This window comes from Peptoniphilus gorbachii (assembly GCF_016908115.1).
Lineage (GTDB): Bacteria > Bacillota > Clostridia > Tissierellales > Peptoniphilaceae > Peptoniphilus_A > Peptoniphilus_A gorbachii.
In genome coordinates this window covers 1-21,000 of record NZ_JAFBDH010000006.1, presented here as the reverse complement: position 1 = coordinate 21,000, position 21,000 = coordinate 1, and the positions used below count along the sequence as shown (strand labels likewise).

The 21,000-nt window shown below is 30.5% G+C and carries 21 protein-coding genes; 19 read left to right on the top strand and 2 right to left on the bottom strand.

Features of this window, described 5'->3' with window-relative positions:
* Positions 1 to 3 precede the first annotated feature (3 nt).
* The 11 genes from priA (at position 4) to JOD41_RS06425 (ending at position 11,681) form a co-directional block, all read left to right on the top strand.
* Positions 4 to 2,346: a primosomal protein N' gene (gene priA / locus JOD41_RS06475; protein WP_205052106.1), complete on the top strand. Its 2,343-nt coding sequence runs from the start codon at positions 4 to 6 to the stop codon at positions 2,344 to 2,346.
* Positions 2,347 to 2,350: 4 nt separating this feature from the next.
* On the top strand, positions 2,351 to 2,827 hold the full coding sequence (gene def / locus JOD41_RS06470) for a peptide deformylase (protein WP_205052105.1): 477 nt from the start codon (positions 2,351 to 2,353) through the stop codon (positions 2,825 to 2,827).
* Positions 2,827 to 3,753, top strand: a complete 927-nt coding sequence (gene fmt / locus JOD41_RS06465; protein ID WP_205052104.1) for a methionyl-tRNA formyltransferase — start codon at positions 2,827 to 2,829, stop codon at positions 3,751 to 3,753. Before def ends, fmt begins: the two co-directional genes overlap by 1 nt.
* A complete protein-coding gene (locus JOD41_RS06460; RefSeq protein ID WP_420825473.1) occupies positions 3,750 to 4,442 on the top strand; it encodes a zinc metallopeptidase in 693 nt (230 codons plus the stop codon). The genes fmt and JOD41_RS06460 overlap by 4 nt, the downstream gene beginning before the upstream one ends.
* Positions 4,442 to 5,740, top strand: coding sequence for a 16S rRNA (cytosine(967)-C(5))-methyltransferase RsmB (gene rsmB / locus JOD41_RS06455; RefSeq protein WP_205052102.1), 1,299 nt, complete (start codon positions 4,442 to 4,444; stop codon positions 5,738 to 5,740). The genes JOD41_RS06460 and rsmB overlap by 1 nt, the downstream gene beginning before the upstream one ends.
* A 96-nt stretch (positions 5,741 to 5,836) precedes the next feature.
* A complete protein-coding gene (rlmN, locus tag JOD41_RS06450) occupies positions 5,837 to 6,856 on the top strand; it encodes a dual-specificity RNA methyltransferase RlmN (RefSeq protein WP_205052101.1) in 1,020 nt (339 codons plus the stop codon).
* Positions 6,857 to 7,573 carry a Stp1/IreP family PP2C-type Ser/Thr phosphatase gene (locus JOD41_RS06445; protein ID WP_205052100.1) on the top strand — a complete coding sequence of 239 codons (717 nt, stop codon included), beginning with the start codon at positions 6,857 to 6,859 and terminating at the stop codon, positions 7,571 to 7,573. It abuts the gene before it with no gap.
* Between the two features lie 7 nt (positions 7,574 to 7,580).
* A complete protein-coding gene (gene pknB / locus JOD41_RS06440; RefSeq protein WP_205052099.1) occupies positions 7,581 to 9,554 on the top strand; it encodes a Stk1 family PASTA domain-containing Ser/Thr kinase in 1,974 nt (657 codons plus the stop codon).
* The gene (rsgA, locus tag JOD41_RS06435) at positions 9,554 to 10,405 is read left to right on the top strand and encodes a ribosome small subunit-dependent GTPase A (RefSeq protein WP_205052098.1); all 852 of its coding nucleotides are present in this window, start codon (positions 9,554 to 9,556) and stop codon (positions 10,403 to 10,405) included. Before pknB ends, rsgA begins: the two co-directional genes overlap by 1 nt.
* Complete coding sequence (gene rpe, locus JOD41_RS06430) at positions 10,405 to 11,049, top strand: ribulose-phosphate 3-epimerase (RefSeq protein WP_205052097.1); 645 nt, start codon at positions 10,405 to 10,407, stop codon at positions 11,047 to 11,049. The genes rsgA and rpe overlap by 1 nt, the downstream gene beginning before the upstream one ends.
* Positions 11,046 to 11,681, top strand: coding sequence for a thiamine diphosphokinase (locus JOD41_RS06425; protein WP_205052096.1), 636 nt, complete (start codon positions 11,046 to 11,048; stop codon positions 11,679 to 11,681). The genes rpe and JOD41_RS06425 overlap by 4 nt, the downstream gene beginning before the upstream one ends.
* Positions 11,682 to 11,756: 75 nt before the next feature.
* On the opposite strand, the gene JOD41_RS06420 is transcribed toward JOD41_RS06425, so the two are convergent.
* Together JOD41_RS06420 and mnmL are read right to left on the bottom strand one after the other, a co-directional pair.
* Positions 11,757 to 12,995: a carboxylate--amine ligase gene (locus JOD41_RS06420; RefSeq protein ID WP_205052095.1), complete on the bottom strand. Its 1,239-nt coding sequence runs from the start codon at positions 12,993 to 12,995 to the stop codon at positions 11,757 to 11,759.
* 60 nt (positions 12,996 to 13,055) lie between these two features.
* Positions 13,056 to 14,021: a tRNA modification radical SAM protein MnmL/YtqA gene (gene mnmL / locus JOD41_RS06415; protein WP_205052094.1), complete on the bottom strand. Its 966-nt coding sequence runs from the start codon at positions 14,019 to 14,021 to the stop codon at positions 13,056 to 13,058.
* 97 nt (positions 14,022 to 14,118) lie between these two features.
* On the opposite strand from mnmL, the gene JOD41_RS06410 reads away from it, so the two are divergent.
* From JOD41_RS06410 to JOD41_RS06375, 8 genes are read left to right on the top strand one after another with little or no spacing between them, the layout of a single operon-like run.
* Positions 14,119 to 15,015 carry a tetratricopeptide repeat protein gene (locus JOD41_RS06410; protein WP_205052093.1) on the top strand — a complete coding sequence of 299 codons (897 nt, stop codon included), beginning with the start codon at positions 14,119 to 14,121 and terminating at the stop codon, positions 15,013 to 15,015.
* Positions 15,012 to 15,767, top strand: a complete 756-nt coding sequence (map, locus tag JOD41_RS06405) for a type I methionyl aminopeptidase (protein WP_205052092.1) — start codon at positions 15,012 to 15,014, stop codon at positions 15,765 to 15,767. Before JOD41_RS06410 ends, map begins: the two co-directional genes overlap by 4 nt.
* Positions 15,768 to 15,769: 2 nt before the next feature.
* Positions 15,770 to 17,134: an MATE family efflux transporter gene (locus tag JOD41_RS06400; RefSeq protein WP_205052091.1), complete on the top strand. Its 1,365-nt coding sequence runs from the start codon at positions 15,770 to 15,772 to the stop codon at positions 17,132 to 17,134.
* 11 nt (positions 17,135 to 17,145) lie between these two features.
* Positions 17,146 to 17,751, top strand: a complete 606-nt coding sequence (locus JOD41_RS06395; RefSeq protein WP_205052090.1) for a peptidylprolyl isomerase — start codon at positions 17,146 to 17,148, stop codon at positions 17,749 to 17,751.
* 3 nt (positions 17,752 to 17,754) lie between these two features.
* Positions 17,755 to 18,357 (top strand): thymidine kinase, encoded by a 603-nt coding sequence (locus JOD41_RS06390; protein WP_205052089.1) that lies wholly within the window; start codon positions 17,755 to 17,757, stop codon positions 18,355 to 18,357.
* A 60-nt stretch (positions 18,358 to 18,417) separates the two neighbouring features.
* Positions 18,418 to 19,482 (top strand): carbohydrate kinase, encoded by a 1,065-nt coding sequence (locus tag JOD41_RS06385; RefSeq protein ID WP_205052088.1) that lies wholly within the window; start codon positions 18,418 to 18,420, stop codon positions 19,480 to 19,482.
* Positions 19,479 to 20,402, top strand: a complete 924-nt coding sequence (locus JOD41_RS06380; RefSeq protein ID WP_205052087.1) for a pseudouridine-5'-phosphate glycosidase — start codon at positions 19,479 to 19,481, stop codon at positions 20,400 to 20,402. The genes JOD41_RS06385 and JOD41_RS06380 overlap by 4 nt, the downstream gene beginning before the upstream one ends.
* Positions 20,383 to 20,886 carry an acyl-CoA thioesterase gene (locus tag JOD41_RS06375; RefSeq protein ID WP_205052086.1) on the top strand — a complete coding sequence of 168 codons (504 nt, stop codon included), beginning with the start codon at positions 20,383 to 20,385 and terminating at the stop codon, positions 20,884 to 20,886. The genes JOD41_RS06380 and JOD41_RS06375 overlap by 20 nt, the downstream gene beginning before the upstream one ends.
* The last annotated feature ends 114 nt before the right edge of the window (positions 20,887 to 21,000 follow it).

Sequence of the window (21,000 nt, the reverse complement as noted above, 5' to 3'; positions counted from 1 at the left end):
AGAATGTTCGCAGATATTTTTATAGAAAATAATTTTCAAAAAATAGATAAACTTTATACTTATATAGTTAATGATGATGTTAAGAGAGGTATGAGAGTTCTTGTTAATTTTGGCAAGTCTTACCGAGTTGGTATCGTCCTTTTTTTGCATAAAAATTATTCTGGTGATCATTTAGATAAGTTAAAAGAAATTCATTCTGTCTTAGATGATGAGCCAATTATTTCAAATGATTTAATTGAACTTGGCCTTTGGATGAAAAATAGATATTTAATTGGTTATTCAAAAGCCTTTGCACCAATTTTACCGCCAGGAAATTTGCAAAAAATAAAAAAGAAAATTATTGTAGAAAAATATCCTCAGGGAAAAGGACTTGAAGAATTAAATTCTATTAACCTTAATAAGTATTTTGAAGATTTAAATGAAGATGAAAAGAGAATTATAAAAAAATTAAGGGCAAAGGGCTTTATTAAATACATTTACGACTCATTAGTTGTTGTAAAGCCAAAGCTTGTAAATTTCCTTAAAGTTTCAGAAAATTTTGACCCAAAAAATTTAGAGGATTTAAGTGAAAAGCAGGCTCAAGTTTTTAATTTTATAAAAGAAAAAAAAGATGTCTCTCGTGTTGAAGTCATGTCTCTTCTTGGAATTTCTTATTCCCCAATAAAAACTTTAATAAAAAAAGATTTAATTTGTGAATATAAAAAAGAAATAAAAAGAGATCCAGTAGAAAAAATTTTTTCAGGAGAGAAATTGGTCTTAAACGAAGAACAACAAAATGCGCTTACTAGTATTAACAATACTAAAAAAGTTGTATCTCTTTTACATGGACTAACTGGAAGCGGCAAGACTGAAGTCTACCTTAATCTGTCATCAAAAATAATTGAAGAAGGCGGAGAGGTTATTGTTCTTGTACCAGAAATTGGTCTCACTCCCCAAATGATTGAAAGGTTTAAAGGAAGGTTTGGCGATAGGGTTGCAATAATTCACTCAAAACTTTCTTCAGGAGAAAGATATGACGAGTACAGAAAAGTCTTAAATGGCGAAGTTAAAATTGTTGTAGGAGTAAGAAGCGCAGTTTTTGTTCCATTTAAAAATCTAAAAATGATAATAATTGACGAAGCTCATGACTCATCCTATGAATTTCACGATAATTTAAAATACGACACCATTGAAGTTGCAATAAATAGGATGAAGAATAAGGGAAAAGTTGTCCTTGGTTCTGCAACACCATCTGTTGAATCCTATTTTTATGCAAAAAAAGATTTTTATAATTTATGTGAATTAAAAAATAGGGCAAAAAAGGGAGCCTTTCTTCCAGATACAAAAATTGTGGATATGAGAGACGAGCTAATAATGGGAAATATTTCTATTTTTAGTAGAGAGCTCAAAAGTGCAATTGAAGAAAAATTAAAAAATAAAGAGCAGATAATTTTATTTTTAAATCGTCGCGGTTTTTCTAATTTTATTTCTTGTAGATCTTGTGGAGAAGTTATAAAATGTGACGAATGTGATATATCAATGACCTATCATAAGGCAAAAAATAGGCTCATCTGTCATTACTGTGGAAGTACAAAAGCCCTTCCAAAGGTTTGTCCAAGTTGCGGTTCGAAATTTATTAAGCAGTTTGGAGTAGGAACACAAAAAGTTGAAGAAGAAGTAAAAAAATTATTTCCACAGGCGAGAGTTCTTCGAATGGATAGAGATACAACAACAAAAAAAGATTCCTATGATAAATTTTATGAGATTGTGAAAAATAGAGAAGCTGATGTAATTATTGGAACTCAAATGGTTTCCAAGGGCTTTGACTTTGAAAATGTAACTCTAGTTGGAATTGTGGCAGCAGATATGTCTTTATATATTTCCGACTACAAGGCCAAGGAAAGGACCTTCCAACTTATAACTCAAGTTTCTGGTAGAGCTGGTCGCGCATCAAAAAGAGGACAGGTAATTATTCAAACTTATAGTCCAGATAGCGAAATTATAAAATATTCTGCAAGCGGTGACTATGAAGATTTTTACAATTATGAAATTGAAGAGAGAAAATTGTTTCTGTATCCACCCTATACAAAATTAATTGAGCTTGAATTTTCATCTTTTGACGAAAAATTAACTGAAGTTTGGGCAGAAAAATTTTTAAGACAAATGTCTCTTGACATAAAAAACTTAGATTTAATGCTTACAAAATTTATTAAGCTGCCAAAGATAAAAAACATAAATAGAACTAAATTTTCAGTAAAGGTGAGACCAAAGGATTTACCTTTGTTAATAGATGGGCTTAAAAGGGTAATTATTAACAGTAAGATAGAAGAAGATAATAAAGTATTTTTAAATATAGAATTTAGGTGATTAAATGGCAATTAGAAAAATTAGAACAGATGGAGATCCAATACTTAGAAAAAAATCAAAAAATGTATCAAATTTTAACGATAGACTAAAGGTTTTAATTGACGATATGTATGAAACTATGGATGTAGCTTATGGCGTTGGTCTTGCTGCACCACAAGTTGGAATTTTGAAAAGACTTATTGTAATAGATAATAGAGATGAAGAAGATGGCAAGAGATTTTACATGATTAACCCTGAAATTTTTGAAAAAGAAGGGGAAGAAGTTTCTATGGAAGGCTGCCTTTCTGTTCCTGGAAAACAAGGCACTGTAAAAAGAGCAAAAGATATAAAAGTAAAATACAATGATATAGATGGCGAAGAAAAAATTATGGAAGCTGAAGACTTTTTAGCTAGAATTATTCAACACGAAGTTGATCACTTAGACGGGGTTTTATACACAGACAAGGCAATTGAAATGTATGAAGCGGAGAGTGAAGAATAATGAGATTTATTTTTATGGGAACACCAGAGTTTTCTGTTCCTATTTTAGATAGACTTCATAAACTAGGTGAAGTTGTCCTTGTAGTTTCCCAAGAAGATAAGAGAAAGGGAAGAGGCAAAAAATTCACAAAAACTCCAGTAAAAGTTAAAGCAGAAGAACTTGGTCTTGAAGTTTTTCAACCTCATGATGTAAATTCAGATGAGTCCGTAGAAAAATTAAGAGAAGTAAATGCAGACATAATAGTTGTCGTTGCCTATGGACAAATTTTAAAGAGGGAAATAATTGAACTTCCAAAAAAATACATTGTAAATGTTCATGCATCACTACTTCCAGACCTTAGAGGAGCGGCTCCAATAAATAGAGTTATAATGGAAGGCAAAGAGAAAACTGGAGTTAGCCTAATGAGAGTGGAAGAAGGTCTTGATTCTGGCGCTGTTTCTTCAGTAAAAGAAATTGAAATAAAAGATATGAATGCAGGGGAGCTTGAAGATAAACTTTCTATTATGGGTTCAGATCTTATAGAAGAATTTATAAAAGCTGTGGAAGAAGATAAAGTTAATTTTACTCCTCAAGATGATTCAAAAAAAACTTATGCCAAGAAAATTTTAAAGGAAGATTTACTTTTAAACTTTTATGACAAATCAGAAAATATTGTAAATCAAATAAGAGGTCTTAGTCCACATTATGGAGCAAAGTTTACTTATGATGACAAGGTCTATAAAATTTTTGATGCAGAAGAGATAGATTATTCATCAGATAAAAATCCAGGAACAATTTTAAAATCAGATAAGGAATTAATTATTAAAAGCTTAGAAGGCGCTATTTCTGTAAAAAAAATTCAAGCACCAGGAAAGCGTGCCATGGGAATTGACGATTTTCTTCGAGGAAATAAATTTGAAGAATATTATGTGATTGGAGGAAAATAATGTATCCATATTATTACGGTTTTGATTACACTTATTTTATTTATATACTTCCAGGTTTAATTCTTGCACTGTATGCACAGGCGAAGATAAGTTCAGCCTATGAAAAGTATAGTAAAATTGGATCATCCACTAATTTAAGTGGAGCTGAAGTTGCAAGAGAAATTTTAGATAGAAATGGACTTAATTATGTAAAAATAAATATGGTTGATGGAAAGCTTTCGGACCACTATGACCCTAGAGATAAAACTCTAAATTTATCTCGCGATGTCTACTATAAAAATTCTATTGCATCAGTTTCTATTGCTGCTCACGAAGTAGGTCATGCAATTCAAGATTCAGTAGAATATGTGCCATTAAGAGTAAGGGCAGCCTTAGTTCCTCTTGCAAATTTGGGAACACAAATTTCCTTCTTTTTAATAATACTTGGATTTTTCTTCTCAGTATTTTTTACAAAACTGGGCATTGCCTTATTTTTCTTTGCAGTTTTATTTCAAATTGTTACACTTCCTGTTGAGTTTAACGCCTCAAATAGAGCAAAAAAAGAGCTTGCCAATGGAATTATTTCTGATGAAGATTTAACAGGTACAAGAAAAGTTTTAAGTGCAGCAGCACTTACTTATGTAGCATCAACAATAGTTGCTATAGGACAATTTTTGAGATTACTTAGCATATTTGGAAGAAGAGATTAATGAAAAATACTAGAGAAAAAGCATTACAGATTATTAACGATGTCCTCTACAAGGGGGCATTTTTAGAAGAAAGTCTTGAAATTTTAAAAAAATCAAATATAGACGATAGAGACTACAATTTTATAAAAGAAATAACTACTGGTGTAATTCGAAATAGGTCCTATTTAGATTATGTAATAAAAATAAATTCAAGCGTAAAGATTAAAAGGATTCATAAAATTATTTTGACTATTTTAGAGATGGCTATATATCAAATGTATTTTTTGGACAAGGTTCCAGATTATTCAATTGTAGATGAATCTGTAAATCTTGCAACGATTTATGGCAATAGAGGTTCAATTTCCTTTACCAATGGAATTCTTAGAAGTATTTCGAAAAAAGATGCACCACAAGTAAAAATTGAAGATAGTATAGATAATTTGTCAGTATATTATTCTCATCCAAAATTTTATACAGAATATTTTTATAAAAATTATGGAGAAGATTTTACAAAAAGGCTTTTAAAAGCCAACAATGAAAAGCCACCTTTTACAATTAGAGTAAATACTTTAAAGACCAAAAGAAGTGATTTAATTAAAAATTTAACTGAACTTGGTTTTGAAATAGAAGAAACTATTTATGATAATGCCCTAAATATTTTAAACCCTAAGGGTATAATTGACACAAAATACTTTGAAGAGGGATATTTTTATGTGCAGGATTTGGGCTCAATTTTAGTCGCAAGCTTTTTAAATCCAAAAGAAAATAGCTATGTCTTAGATTTATGTGCAGCTCCAGGTGGGAAATCCACTCATCTTTCAGAAATTATGAATAATAGTGGAAAAATTATTGCCTGCGATAAATCTAAAGGAAAAATAAAGTTAATTGAAGAAAATGCAAAAAGGCTTGGTGTAAAAAATATTGAGACTCTAGTTAATGATGCCACAATTTTAAATGAGGACTTTATAAATAAATTTGACTATGTCTTAGTAGATGCACCTTGTTCTGGAATTGGACTTTACAGAAAAAAACCTGACATAAAATGGAATAAGGACATAGAAGACATTAGGGAGCTTTCTAAAATCCAAACTGAAATATTAGATAAGGCAAGTAAATATTTAAAAGATGGTGGAAATCTTTTATATTCAACTTGTTCTTTATCTAAAATAGAAAACGAAAATGTAGTAAATAAATTTTTAGAAAATAATAAAAATTTTAAAATTAAAAAATTAAGAGACAGAGAAGTTTTAAAACTATTTCCATCAGAAGATGGAAGTGATGGTTTTTCTATTACTCTTTTTGAAAAAATTGGACTGTGATTTATTCACAGTCTTTTAAATTTTAATTTATTTTTTTAATTATATTTTTAATTGTTGTAGTCTAATGGTATAATGAAAAGATGAATAGGTGGTTTAATGGAATTAAATTCTATGTATGAAGATGAGCTGCGTGAATTTTTTGTAAATAAGGATGAGAAAGCTTTTAGAGGCTCTCAACTTTTTACATTTTTTCATGATAAAAAGAGATATGATATTGAAAACTCAAATCTTTCAGATAAAGCAATCTCCATAATAAAAAAAGAAGAAATAAATAAAGTTGAAATTTTTAAAATTTTCGATTCAAAATTAGATGAGACAAAAAAATTTCTATTTAAATTAAAAGATGATAATTTAATAGAGGGTGTTCTCATGGAATATAAGCATGGCTATTCTCAGTGTATATCAACTCAAGTTGGATGTAGAATGGGATGTAATTTTTGTGCCTCAACAAAATCTGGACTGGTGAGAAATCTTACGGCGGCAGAAATGTTAGGTCAAGTTTATGAGATTGAAAACACTTTAGGCATTAAGGTTTCTAATTTTATTTTAATGGGAAGTGGTGAGCCACTAGATAATTTTTCTGAAGTTATTAGATTTATAAGATTACTCCATGATGAAAAGGGACACAATACAAGTTATAGGAATATTACAATTTCCACTTGCGGCGTGGCAGATAAGATTTATGAACTTGCAGATATGAATCTTCCAATTAATCTTGCAGTGAGCCTTCATCAAACAAATGACAATGATAGATCAGATTTAATGCCCATTAATAGAAAATTTAATTTAGATGAATTGAAAAAATCTTTGGAATATTATATAAAGAAAACAAATAACAGAATAACCTTTGAATACACTTTAATTAAAAATCAAAATGATAGCAAAAAAAATATTGACGAACTTTATAATTTTGCAAAAAATATGAAGTGTCATATTAATTTAATACCATTAAATCCAATTGATGAATTTGATGAAAAAAGACCTTCTAAATCTGAAATAAATATTTTTAAAGAAAAACTTGAGAAGAAGGGCTTTAATGTTACAATTAGACGAGAACTCGGAAGAGACATCAGCGCTTCATGTGGACAACTAAGGCGCAAGGTTGAGGTGAAATAAATGAAAGTTGTGTCAGCAACAAATGTAGGAAACTACAGAAAAAATAACGAGGACAGTTATTTAATAAATGAATCAAAAAATTTATATATTTTAGCTGATGGAATGGGTGGACATCTTGCTGGTGAAAGGGCTTCGAAGATGGCAACGGAAATAATCGCATCAGATTTTGAAAATGCCAGGGAAGTTAAAAAGATTGAGGATGCTATTGAGATTTTATCATCTTCTATTAGAGATGCCAATCGCAAAATTTTTATAAGCTCTGAAGAGCATGAGGATTACAGAGGCATGGGTACAACCTTATCTTGTGGAATAATCCTTGGCGATGTTTTAGTATATTCCAATATTGGTGATTCAAGAATTTACAAGATAAATAGAGATATGGAACAAATAACAAGAGATGATTCCTTTGTAAACTATTTAATGGAAATCGGAGAAATTACTGAAGAAGAGGCAAAAGTTCATCCCAAAAAAAATGTGCTTACAAAAGCTATGGGAACAACAGAGGATATAGATGTTTCAGTAAACACTTTGAAGATAGAAAAAAATGACATATTTTTATTTTGTTCAGACGGACTTACGAATATGATTCCTGATGAAGAAATTTTCAAAATAGTAAAAGAAAATACTCCTGAAGTTGTAAAGGATAAACTTTTGGATCTCGCCCTTGAAAATGGCGGCATGGATAATATTACATTTATTTTAGTATTTAATGAGTAGGTGCACAATGATAAATAAAATTTTAGCAAATAGATATGAAATATTAGAAAAAATTGGCACAGGCGGCATGGGTAATGTATTTAAAGCTCATGATAGAAAGCTTGATAGAATTGTTGCCATTAAGGTTTTAAAATTAGAATACAACGAAGACAATAATTTTATTAGAAAATTTAAGAGAGAGTCTCTTGCGGCAGCAAGTATTTCTCATCCAAATATTGTAAGTATTTATGATGTTGGTACAGAAATAATTGAAGACAAAGAAGTTCATTACATTGTCATGGAATATATTGATGGAAAAACTTTAAAAGATTTAATAAATGATGAGGGAAGACTTTCTGAAAAGAGAGCATTAAACTACTGCATTCAAATTGCAGAAGCTTTAAAGGTTGCTCACTCAAAACATATTGTTCACAGAGACATTAAATCTCAAAATATAATGGTAACTCGTGATGACAGGATTAAAGTTACAGACTTTGGTATTGCAAGAGTTGCTGATAATACAACTGTTACTGCAACAAATGCTGTAATGGGATCAGTCCATTATTTTTCTCCAGAACAAGCTAGAGGTGCAAAAGTTGATAACAGATCAGATATTTATTCTCTAGGAATAGTTCTTTTTGAGATGCTAACGGGAAGACTTCCTTTTGATGCAGATAATCCTGTTTCAGTTGCCCTTATGCAAGTTCAATCACAAATGCCAAAGCCATCTGATTTTATTAAGAGTATAGATCCTTCTGTAGATGCTTTAGTTTTAAAAATGACAGAAAAGAATCCTGATGATAGATATAGAGATGTCTTTGATTTAATTAAAGATATAAAAGATTATACAATTGGAGCCAAAACTTTTTCTGTAAAAAGAGATTATGAAGAAGATGATAGGACTGTCGTAACTCCAGTGGTTAATAGAAAACAAAATAGAAATCATTCCAACAATTTAGATAATGATAGACAAAAACCTAAAAAAGTTGTGAAAAAGAAAAAATCGGCAGCGCCGGCTATACTAGGAATTTTTTCCGCTATAGTAATAATTGCTTTATTAATTTACGTTGTTCCTAAAGCTATAAAGGGAATGAAAAATAGCGATGTAGTAGAAAAAATTGCTGTTGAAAATTACATTGGCAAAACTAGAGAAGAAGCTAAAGAATTAATTGAAGCACAGGGACTAGTTTTAGATGTAAATACAGTTGAAAATGAAAATGAACCTGATGGAGTTGTGCTTGGTCAAAAGCCTGAAGAAGGAACATCAGTTGATAAAGGATCAACTATTACTCTAGAAATTAATGAGCTTCCTGATTCTGTTCCAGTTCCACCTCTTAAAGGACTAACTAAAGAAGAAGCACAAAAAACTCTTGAAGATAATTCCCTAAAACTTGGATCTGTTGAAGAAGAATTCAACGAAGAAGTTGAGGAAGGAAAAGTTATCTATTCAAATCCAGACGGTGGTTATTCTGTAAAAAGAGGCACAGCAGTAAAGATTATAGTTTCAAAGGGAATTGATAAAACTCCTGTTGTTTTAAGCGACTACAAGGGAATGGACCAAGATGTAGTTGTAAATCAATTAAAGAGTTTTGGCTTTACCGTTGTAATTGAAAATGGATACAGCAACAAAGTTGCTGAAGGTCAAGTTTATGACATGGATCCAAAGCCAAATCAAAGTGTAGAAAAGGGATCAACAGTTACTCTTTTCATTTCTAAGGGTTCAAAAAATGACCAAGAAGAAAATGATGAAAATGATAATAAACAAAATGATGATAGTTATAACAAAGTAAACCATGTCAAAGTTAAAGTTCCAGATGATGGATCAACACACAATGTTTCAGCTGAAAGAGTAAAAGACGGAAGTGGAAATAAAATTGGTGCAACTTCAGTTTGGAATTACAATGTTGATGGCGGAGATGTCAGTAATGTTGAATTAATTGGTCCTGGCGAATATAACATTTATGTTGATGGAAATCTTGTTAAAACTGAGAAAATAAAATAATGATAGGAAAAATTATTAAACTTACAGGTGGTTTTTACTATATAAAATCTGGCGACAAAGTTTTTGAAAGTAGGGCTAGAGGAAATTTTAGACATACTAAAGTAGAACCCATTGTAGGTGATGATGTAGAATTTAAATATGAAGAAAAAACTCTGGGATATATTGAAAAAGTATATCCCAGAAAAAATATGCTCACAAGACCAAAGGTAAGCAATGTAGATTTGGCTCTTATTGTTATACCAGTGCTAGATCCAAAGTACAATCTTGTAATAATAGATAAGACCATTATTCAAGCTGAGTATCAGGGTATTGATCTTGCAATAATTATTAATAAATCAGACTTAGATAGAAGTAGCGCAGAAGAGCTTACAAAAATCTATAAAAATTCTGGATTTAAAACTTTTATGATTTCAAATAAGGATGATAACATAGAAGATTTAAGAGACTATCTTCACGGAAAGACAGTTGCCCTTTGTGGAGTATCTGGTGCAGGAAAGTCTACTATTACATCTAGAATTTTAAATAAAGAAGTAGAAGTAGGAAGAGTTTCTGAAAAAACTAAGAGGGGTAAACACACCACTAGACACACAGAAATACTCTATAATGATGATATTTATATTTTTGATACTCCTGGCTTCTCTTCCTTATCTTTAAAAATAGAAGCTGATGATTTAAAAAATTATTTTAGAGAATTTAAAAAGTTTAACAATTGCAAATTTAATAATTGCAATCACATAAAAGAGCCCAAATGTGCTGTTAAAGATGCAGTAGGTAGGGGCGAAATAGAAAAGTCAAGATATGAAAATTATCTATATATTTATAATGAATTAAAAGAAAAAGGAGAATATTAATGCTTTCACCTTCCTTGCTTTCAGCAGATTTTACAAATTTAGAAAAGGAATTTAAAATTATGAATGAAGAAAAAGTTGACTTCATTCATCTTGATATTATGGATGGAAATTACGTGCCAAATATTTCCTACGGTCCAGGAGTGGTAAAAAAGCTTAGACCTCTAACTGATATTCTTTTTGACACACACCTAATGATTGAAAGACCAGAAAATTTTATTGAAGACTTTGTTGAGGCAGGCTCAGATATAATTACAATTCATCCAAGTACAACAAAGCATCTTGATAGAACTTTATCTCTTATAAAATCTTATGGCAAAAAGGCAGGTCTTGCACTAAATCCTGGAGATAGTCTTGATATTCTTGATTACAATATAGAAAATATTGATTTAGTTTTAATTATGAGTGTCAACCCAGGCTTTGGTGGACAAAAATTTATTCCATCTGCCCTTAGAAAAATTAGTGATGTAAAAAAATTAATTGAAAAAAGAAATTTAAAGACTTTAATAGAAGTTGACGGTGGAATTAAACTTGGTAATGCAAAAGAAGTTTTAGATGCTGGCGCTGATATTTTAGTTTCTGGTTCAGGAATTTTTGAAAAGGGCAGAACTAGAGAAAATATCAAGGCTTTTAAGGAAATATTATGAAAAAGGCACTTTTAATTTCAGCTGGAAGACAGGTTTCAAAAGAATTAATTGAAAAATATACAGATAGATTCATTATAGTAGCTGACGGTGGAGCAAGGCTTTTAAAAAAGTATAAAATAGGGGCAGACCTTCTACTTGGAGACTTAGACTCTATTGATGATGAAGCAATTACTTATATAAAAGAGCATAATATTAAAATAAAGAAATTTCCTACAAAAAAAGATTTTACTGACACTGCACTTTGTGTGGATTATCTTTTAGAGGAAGGCTATAAGGATATAGTTATTATTGGTGCACTTGGCACAAGGCTTGACCACGAACTTGCAAATTTATTTAACTTAAAAATGCTTTATAAATTAGGAGTTTCTGCAAAAATCATTGACGATTACAATGAAGTCATATATGCAGAAGAAGGCGTCTATGAATTTGAAAAGTCTGATAAAAAATATTTTTCTCTTATAAATGCAGGAGATAAAATGAGTTTTACTACTAAGGGTCTTTATTATGAAGTCGAAGATCTTGAAATAAATTCCCTAAATTCAAGTAGAGCTGTAAGCAATGTTATGCTTGGCGATAAGGCGACAATAAAAATAAATTATGGCTCAGCTTTTATCATTCAATCAAGAGATTAATTAAAAAATAATTTAAAAATTTAAAGATGACAAAAACCAGTTATGTAAACTGGTTTTTTTTATTACTTAAATTTATTATTTTTCGTCCTTATAATACATTTTGTAATGTTTAATTGATCCGTACTTTCTCTTTAGATAAGTAATTTTTCTACTTACACTGAAGTCTTTATTGTTATTAATTGTAAACTCATAACCATTTTTTAAAAGTTCATCAATTGTCTTGTGGTATTTTTTATCTGTATACATTTTTAAAAGTTTTGGATGAGCATTCATCCAAATTTTTGAAGTATCTTTGTGATAATAAACTTCTTCTTCAAAACCCAAATCTAAAAGGTCTCTTAAATAAAAATCTAAAACATTTACTCCACCTACAGCCATAAAATAATGGCTTTGTGGAAGTCTTAAATTCATTTCAAAGGCCTTGTAAGTGTTATCTCTTGGATCAAACTTTAAATCAATATTTGAAAAACCTGTATAATGAATAGATTCAAGTTTTTCCTTATAAAATTTAAAAAGTTCAGGCATATATTTTGTATATATTGCATCGTTATTTCCAATTCTAAGTGGAAGAGGGTCTGCAAGAAGAATTTGTCCATAAACCATCATTCGTACTTTTCCATTTTTGTCACAATAAGCATTAAAAGATGCTTGATTTGATGCAGGTCCTGGTATAAATTCTTGGACTAACATTGTGCCTTCATAATGGTTATCGTCATAAATTGTTTCTACAACAGATTTTAGTTCTTCAAAATTATGAATTGTATAAACTTTATACTTATTAGGAAAAGATAATTTCACATAAGAAATAGAATCATTGGGCTTTAGTATTAGTGGAAATTGTAAATCAAGACACTCAATTTCTTTAGAATTATTTATGATGGCAAATTTTGGATAAGGAATGCCAAGCTCCTGGCAAGACTTATAAAAATCAATTTTATTTTCTAATTTTTCATTTAATTCTGTTGAAGGTGTGTTGAATCTATAATACTCTTTAATTTTTTCCTTATTGTTAGAAAGTAGCTTTGAATATTCATCTCCACAAGGGATTGTTATTAGAGTTGCATCTTTATTTTCTTTTGCAAAATTTATCATTTCTTTTACAAAAATTTTATCATCAGAAAAATTTTCAATGATTTTTCTCTTTAAAATTTTTGAATTGTCAGTGGCTGGTAAAGCTTTTTGGCAGAAAACATTGGAAATTAAATCGTAATTATCATTTAATATACGAGCAATACCATAGGCATTTTCATCAGAGCCAAGAATTACAAACTTTACATTTAATTTTTTTAGTATATCTTTAGAAATATTTTTCATTTTTCTCCTCACAATAGGTCTATAAATTAACTTATATTATACACTAGAGAATAAAATTATTTAACTTTTACAGGAAAATGCATTGTCTTTATCCTTCCAATAGGAGACAATTTCTCTAATGTCATCTTTATTTACAATTTTTCTATCAATATCTTTTAAGTTTTTTTCAATTTCAGAAATAACAGAAAGTTTATCTGCACACCATTTCGGTTCAAAAAGTTTTTTCTTAGGTGGATCACCTGTAATTCTATGTATTACAGTTTTAGGATCTATATTTTCTATGGCATATATTAAAAAATCCACGTATTCTTTTTTTGACAGTATTTTAAAATTTTTATTTTGATACAAGTTATATATTGGGCTGTCTTTTAAAATATACAAATTGTGAAATTTAACTCCAAAGGGAACAAGATCTTTTATATATTTAACAGTTTTTTTATAATCAATTTCATCTTCAAAGGGCAGGCCAATAATTGCGTGAATTAAAAATAATAAATTTTCATCCTTTAATTTTTCTATAGTTTCATTGAAAATTTTATGAGAATATCCTCGATTTATGAGTTTAATAGTTTTTTCATTTACACTTTGCATGCCAAGTTCAAGCCACAGTGTTTTTTTGTAAGAAATTTCCTTTAAATATTTAATTTTTTCTTTGTCGAGACAATCGCATCTTGTAGCAATTGAGATTGCAGAAATATCGTCTCTATTAGCAATTTCATCGTAAATATTTTTTAAAGATTCAAGAGAAGCATAGGTGTTGGTAAAATTTTGAAAGTAGGCAATATAATTTTTTGCCTTCCATTTTTTCTCCAAAAAAATTTTTTGAGAATCTATTTGATTAGCTAAGGATAAATTTTTAGATGCAGCAAATTCTCCACTTCCCTCATCAGAGCAAAAAATACAGCCAATATCAGATAAAGTTCCATCTCTATTGGGACAGGAAAAACCAGCATCTAAAGAAAGTTTTACACTTTTCCCAGAAAAATATTCACGAAAAAAATCATTAAAGGATAAAAATCTTCTCATTAAATCACCAAATATATTATATATTCTTTTAAAAATTATTTCCATGACTTTGAAATTATTAAAAATACTATATAATATAATAAGAATTGAGGTTTATATGGACTTAAAGTTTAAAAATTATTTAATTTTAGCAGAAGAATTTTTATTAGATAAAGACTTAGATAAAGCAAAGGATTTATTGCTTAAATCTTTAAAATTCACATGTGAAAAAGATATTGACGAGAAAATTTCTGTCTATTTTGAATTATCTGACATATATCTAAAAAAAGAAAATTACCATGAGGCAAAAATTTATTTTGAAAAAATTTTAAGCTTAAAAGAAATGGCGGGAGCCTATTATGGTCTTGCCATTACAAATGATTTTTCTAAGGGAGATATAGATTATTCTATAAAAAATTATAAAAGGGCAATTGAACTTGATGAAAATTATGACAGAGCCCATTATTATCTGGCCCATGCCTACGATAAAATTGGAAAGACAGATCTTGCTATAGAGGAATTTAAAAAAGTTCTCGCTATAGACGAATATGATTTTGTAACTTATAATGATTTAGGTTCAATTTATGAAATAGAAAACAAAAATGCTTTGGCAGAAAAATTTGTAAAAAAATCTCTGGAGATAAATCCAGATTATGGCAGAGCCCTATACAATATGGGCGTTCTATCAAAAAAGAAGGGCGACAATTCTTTGGCTTTAAAATATTATTATGAGGCAATTGACAAATTTGAAGACCCCTTTTTATTTTTAAATATGTCTGCAGTATATATTGAAGAAAAAAATTATAAATCTGCTATAAATATTTTAGATAGAGGACTTTTGGATTTTCCAAATTCTGTAAATCTACACTATAATAAAGCTTGCTCTTTTTCTTTATTAAATGATAAAAAAAGGGCAAAGGAAGAATTAAAAATAGCAATAGAAATAAATAAGGATGCCTATAAGTGGGCAAAGACGGACAATGATTTATGTGATATTGTAAAGGAGTTAAAATGATTATTATTAAAACAGAAGAAGAAATAAAAAAGATGCAAGTTGCAGGTAAAGTTTTATCTGATGTGCACCACAAGCTTAGAGATTTTATTAAACCTGGTGTAAAAACTATTGAAATTGATAGATTTGTAGAAAATTATTTAAAGGAAAGAGGGGCTTATCCTGAACAAAAGGGATATGAAGGTTATCCTTATTCAATTTGTGCTTCAGTAAATGATGAAATTTGTCACGGCTTTCCTTCTGAATATGTGCTTAAAGATGGGGATATAATAACTGTTGATATGGTTGTTAATGTTGATGGATGGCTTGCAGACTCTGCATGGTCTTATGAAGTAGGAGAAGTTTCAGAAGAAGCAAAAAAACTTTTGCGCGTAACTCGTGAATGTATGTACAAGGGAATTGAAAAGGCAGTAATTGGAAATAGACTTGGAGACATTGGTGCAGCAGTTCAAAAACACGCAGAAGAAAATGGTTATTCTGTTGTAAGAGAATTTGTTGGTCACGGTATTGGTCAAGAAATGCACGAAGATCCACAAGTCCTTCACTATGGTAAGGCTGGTCGTGGACTAAGACTTCAAGAGGGTATGGTATTTACTATTGAGCCAATGATTAACATGGGAAAAAAGGAACTTACAATTGATGATAATGGTTGGACAGCTAGAACTCTCGATGGCTCTCTTTCTGCACAATATGAACATCAACTTGCCATAACAAAGGACGGACCAATAATTATTACTGATCAAGGCGATTGTTGATAATGAGGGAAGTCAATTTATTAAAGGGGGATATTTTTTCTGCACTGCTAAAGATGGCTCTGCCCCTAATGGGCACTGCCTTTGTGCAAATGGCTTATTCCTTAGTTGATTTAATGTGGCTGGGGAGACTTTCCACAGGAGCTGTTGCTGCTGTAGGTACTTGTTCCTTTCTTGTTTGGATTGCCCAATCTATTACTCTTATTGCAAAGACAGGAATTTCCGTTGGACTTTCACAAGCCTATGGAAGAGGAGATAGTAAAAGTGCAAAAGAGGTTTGGGTATCAGGATTTATTTTAAATTTAATTTTTTGCCTAAGTTTAACTATTTTATATATTTCTATGAGAAATAAAATAATTGGTATTTATAATCTTGATAGTGAAGTCCACAAAATGGCAGCAGACTATCTTTTAATAGTAAGTGCAGGCTTAATTTTTACTTTTTTAAATCCAGTTTTATCAGCTGCATTTTTTTCTAAGGGAAATTCTATTACTACTTTTAAAATTTCAATAATTTCACTTTTTGTAAATTTAATACTTGATCCCTTTTTAATTTTTGGACTTTCTATTTTCCCAAAACTTGGCATAAGGGGAGCAGCTCTAGCAACTGTATTTGCACAAATGATTTCAACACTTTTATATTTATATGTTGGATATAAAGATAGAGAAATTTTTGTGAGGACTAATTATTTTACTATTCCTCAAAAAGAATATTTTAGGTCAATTTTAAGTTTAGGATTTCCAGCTTCACTACAATCTTTAATTCACGCTATGGTAGGCATGGTTTTAAATAAATACATTGCAAGTTTTGGAGCTCTCTACATTGCAGTTTATTCTATAGGATCTCAAATAGAGTCAATTTCATGGATGACAGCTGACGGATTTTCTGTAGCATTTTCTGCCTTCTTTGGTCAAAATTTTGGAGCAAAAAACTATGAAAGACTTCACCATGGAAGAAGAGAGGCAATGAAAATAGTAAATATAATTGGGATTTCCACTTCACTTTTATTATTTTTCTTTGCTAAAAATTTATTTACTCTTTTTATTCCAAGAGATCCTGAAGCTATAATAAAGGGAATCGACTATTTAAAAATTGTTTCAATTTCACAGTACTTTATGGCTCTTGAAATTGGAACAACAGGTATGTTAAATGGTCTTGGACTTACAAAATATCCTGCCATAAATGCCATGATTCTAAATATATCAAGAATTCCACTTGCATTTATTTTTATACCAATTTTCGCAGCAAATGGGATTTGGATAGCCATGAGTTTATCCTCAGTCCTAAAGGGAATATTTTTATCTTTAATTTATTTATATTTGCGTAAAAGGACAGATGGCTTTAGAATAAATATTAAGACTTATGTTTGAAAGGAGAAAGCATGTTAAAACAATTTGAAAAACCTGCACTTGGAGAAAAAATTGCAGTATTAAAAACTAATAAGGGCGAAATAAAAATTAGATTATTTGAAGAAGCAGCACCTCTTGCTGTTGAAAATTTCATTTCACTAATTGAAGATAAATATTATGACGGAATAATATTCCATAGAGTTATTGAAAACTTTATGATTCAAGGTGGAGACCCATCTGGAACTGGTCGCGGTGGCGAAAGTAAGTGGAAAAAACCCTTTAAAGACGAATTTAATCCAAATTTTAGAAATTTTAGGGGAGCTTTATCTATGGCAAATGCAGGACCAAATACAAATGGCTCACAATTTTTTATTGTCCAAGGGGATAAACTAAGTGACGATATTTTATTACAAATGAGAGAGGCAGGAGAAGATAGAGGCTATCCAGAAGAAATTGTTGATGCCTATGAAAAAGTTGGCGGAGCTTTCTGGCTTGACGGCAAACACACTGTCTTTGGACAAGTTTTTGAAGGAATGGATGTAGTTGATGATATTGCAAAGGCAAAGGTTGGCTTTATGGATAAACCTGTATTTGACATTGTAATTGAAGAAGCAATAGTAAGAGACTTCCAAGGATAAATTATGCATCAATATAAAGGAAGAATGATTTTACACACTGGTTCAATGTTTTCAGGAAAGACCAGCTCCCTAGAAAAGGATTTAAAGAGATTTTCTATAGCAAATTATAAGGTTGTTGCCTTTAAACCTATGATTGATAAAAGATATTCAAGAAAAGAAATTGTAACTCATGATAAGATTTCTTTAGAGGCAATAGAGGTAGAATCTAGTGCTGAAATTTTAGAATTTGCTGAGAAAAATTCTCCTGAAGTAATAGGAATTGATGAAGTTCAATTTTTAAAGGACTCACCGGATGAAGTTGAGAAAAATTTAGAAAAAATTCTTGAAATGGGAATAACAGTTGTAATGGCTGGTCTTGATATGGATTATATGGCTAAACCTTTTGAAATTGTTAAGGAAATAATGCCCAAGGTTGATTATTTAAACAAGCATCACGCAGTTTGCAAGAGATGTGGCACAGATGCCTGGGTGTCTCACAGAAAAATTAAAAGTGACAAGAGAGTGGAACTTGGAGCAGTAGAAGAATATGAACCACTATGTAGATCATGTTATAGGGAAGCTATTCATGAAGATAAATTAAAAGAAAACCAAGAAAAATTTTTATAAAGTATTGACAGCCTCTAATCATTTGATTAAAATATAATTAAATGATTAGAGGTGATTTTTTTGACTCCAAGAGAGAAAGAAATTATAAATCTTTTGAAGAAAAATCCAGGAATCTCACAACAAGAAATTGCTGATGAATTAAATATCACAAGATCTGGTGTATCCACTCACATCAATAATTTGATGACTTCTGGATATATTTTGGGTAGAGGATATATTCTTAGAGAAGATTCTTATGTGGCAGTTCTTGGTGGTTGCAACATGGACATCACTGGTTATTCCTTTGATAACTTAAAGGAAAGAGATTCAAATCCAGGGAAAATTGAATATTCTAGCGGCGGCGTTGGAAGAAATATTTGCGAAAATTTGGCAAGGCTTGATGTCAACACAACTTTTCTTTCGGTTTTAGGAAAGGATGACGCTGGCAAAAATATTTTAGAAGAACTAAATAGAATTAACGTGGATACTTCCAAAATTTTATTTGCTGACGGCATAACTCCTCACTATCTTGCAATTTTAGATGAAGACAAGGATATGTTTGTGGCAATTAGCGACATGGATCTCTTAAAAAATATTGATAAAGATTATGTTGACAGAAACAAGAAAATTATTGAAAATGCAGAATTTACAATAATGGATACAAATCTAGAAGAGAAAACTTTAGACTATGTCCTAAAAAATTTAAAGGGCAAGTTTTTAATTGATGGAGTTTCCACAAAAAAGGTAATGAAAATAAGAAATTTATTAGATAAAATTTATTTCTTAAAGGTAAATATTTACGAGGCTCAAGCTCTTTCAGGTCTTGAAACAGAAAACATCGATAGACTTGGAGAAGACTTAATAGCAAAAGGTTTAGAAAGTCTTGTCATAACTTGTGGAGGAAAAGGCGCCTTCTATTTTGAAAAAGATTTTAAAATGATGAGAAAGCCAGAAGCTGTTAAAGTTGCAAATGCCAGTGGAGCAGGAGATGCCTTTATGGCTGGTTATGCCTACGGTCTTTACAAGGATTTTGAAATAGATAAGAGAATGAAAGCAGCTGAAGCTGCAGCAAGAATTGCACTAAAAAGTGTTAACTCATGTTCAAAAGATATGAATGAAAATAATTTAAAGGGAGAGATTTTATGATTAGTAATGAAATGTTAAAAAAGTATGTTGAATATAGCGATGAAGTAAAAAAAGCTATGGAAGAAGGAAAACCAGTAGTTGCTCTTGAATCTACAATTATTTCTCATGGCATGCCTTATCCACAAAATATTGAAACAGCTAAAGCTTGTGAAGAAATCATTAGAGAAAAGGGTGCTGTTCCTGCAACAACTGCTATTATCGGCGGAAAAATTAAAATTGGTCTTTCTGATGAAGAATTAGAATTTATGGCAACATCAAAGGACATCATAAAAACATCAAGAAGAGACTTTGCTTATATAGTTTCTCGTGGTTTAAATGGTGCTACAACTGTTGCATCAACAATTATTGCATCAAGACTTGCTGGAATTAAAATCTTCGTAACTGGTGGACTTGGTGGCGTTCACAGACATGCTGAAACTACATTTGATATATCAAGAGACCTTGAAGAATTAGCAGCAAATGACATCATGATAGTTTGTGCAGGTTGTAAGTCAATCTTAGACATTGGACATACTCTTGAATATCTTGAAACTAAAGGTGTTCCAGTATTTGGTTATCAAACAGATTATATGCCAGCTTTCTTCGCAAGAAAGAGCGAATTTAAAGTTGATTACAATATAAAAAATCCAAAGGAAGCAGCAGAAGCAGCTAAGACTCAATGGGAATTAGGACTTCAAGGTGGAATCCTTCTTACAAATCCAATTCCTGAAAGTGATTCAATGGATGAAGAAAAAATCAATACTGCAATTGAAAAAGCTTTAGTTGAAGCTGATGAAAAGGGAATTCACGGAAAAGAAACAACTCCTTTCTTACTTTCTAAAGTTCTTGAAGTAACTGAAGGAAAATCTCTTGAAGCAAATATTGCCCTTGTAAAAAATAATGCAAGATTAGGTGCTGAAGTTGCAAAATACCTTTACTAAGACAAAAAAAGTTTCTGAATCCAAAGTAATTTTTACCTATGGAGTAATGCCAACAGATTTAAATACTGGTGGCACTATGTATGGACCAAGGCTCTTTGAAATTGCTGACCACAGTTCAGGAACTTGCGCCATTAGACACACTAGGGGAAGAGTTGCAACAATTTCTTGTGACAGTTTTACTTTTTTAAAGCCAATAAATCAAGGAGACTTTTTAACTGCAACAACTTTTATTTCTGGCGTTGGCAATTCTTCCGTTGAAGTTTTTACAAAGTTTACCAAGGAAGCTCCAATGACAGGTGAAAAAGAAGTGGCTGCCTTTTGCTTTTTGACTTTTAAGTGTAAGGGTACTGAGCCAGGAAAAATTCCTGGAATTATTGGGGAAAGTCTTGAAGAGAAAAAAGTAATTGACGGATACGAAAGTAGAAGAGAGATAAATAAAATAAGACAAAAAAATAATAAAGATCTAAGAGAATTTTTAAAATAAAAGAAAGCTGTAAGTAACAAAATGATATGTACCCTCTTTACTGGACAAACCAGTAAGGAGGGTATTTTTTATGAAATATAGTTATGAATTTAAAAAAGAATGTGTACAGTTGTA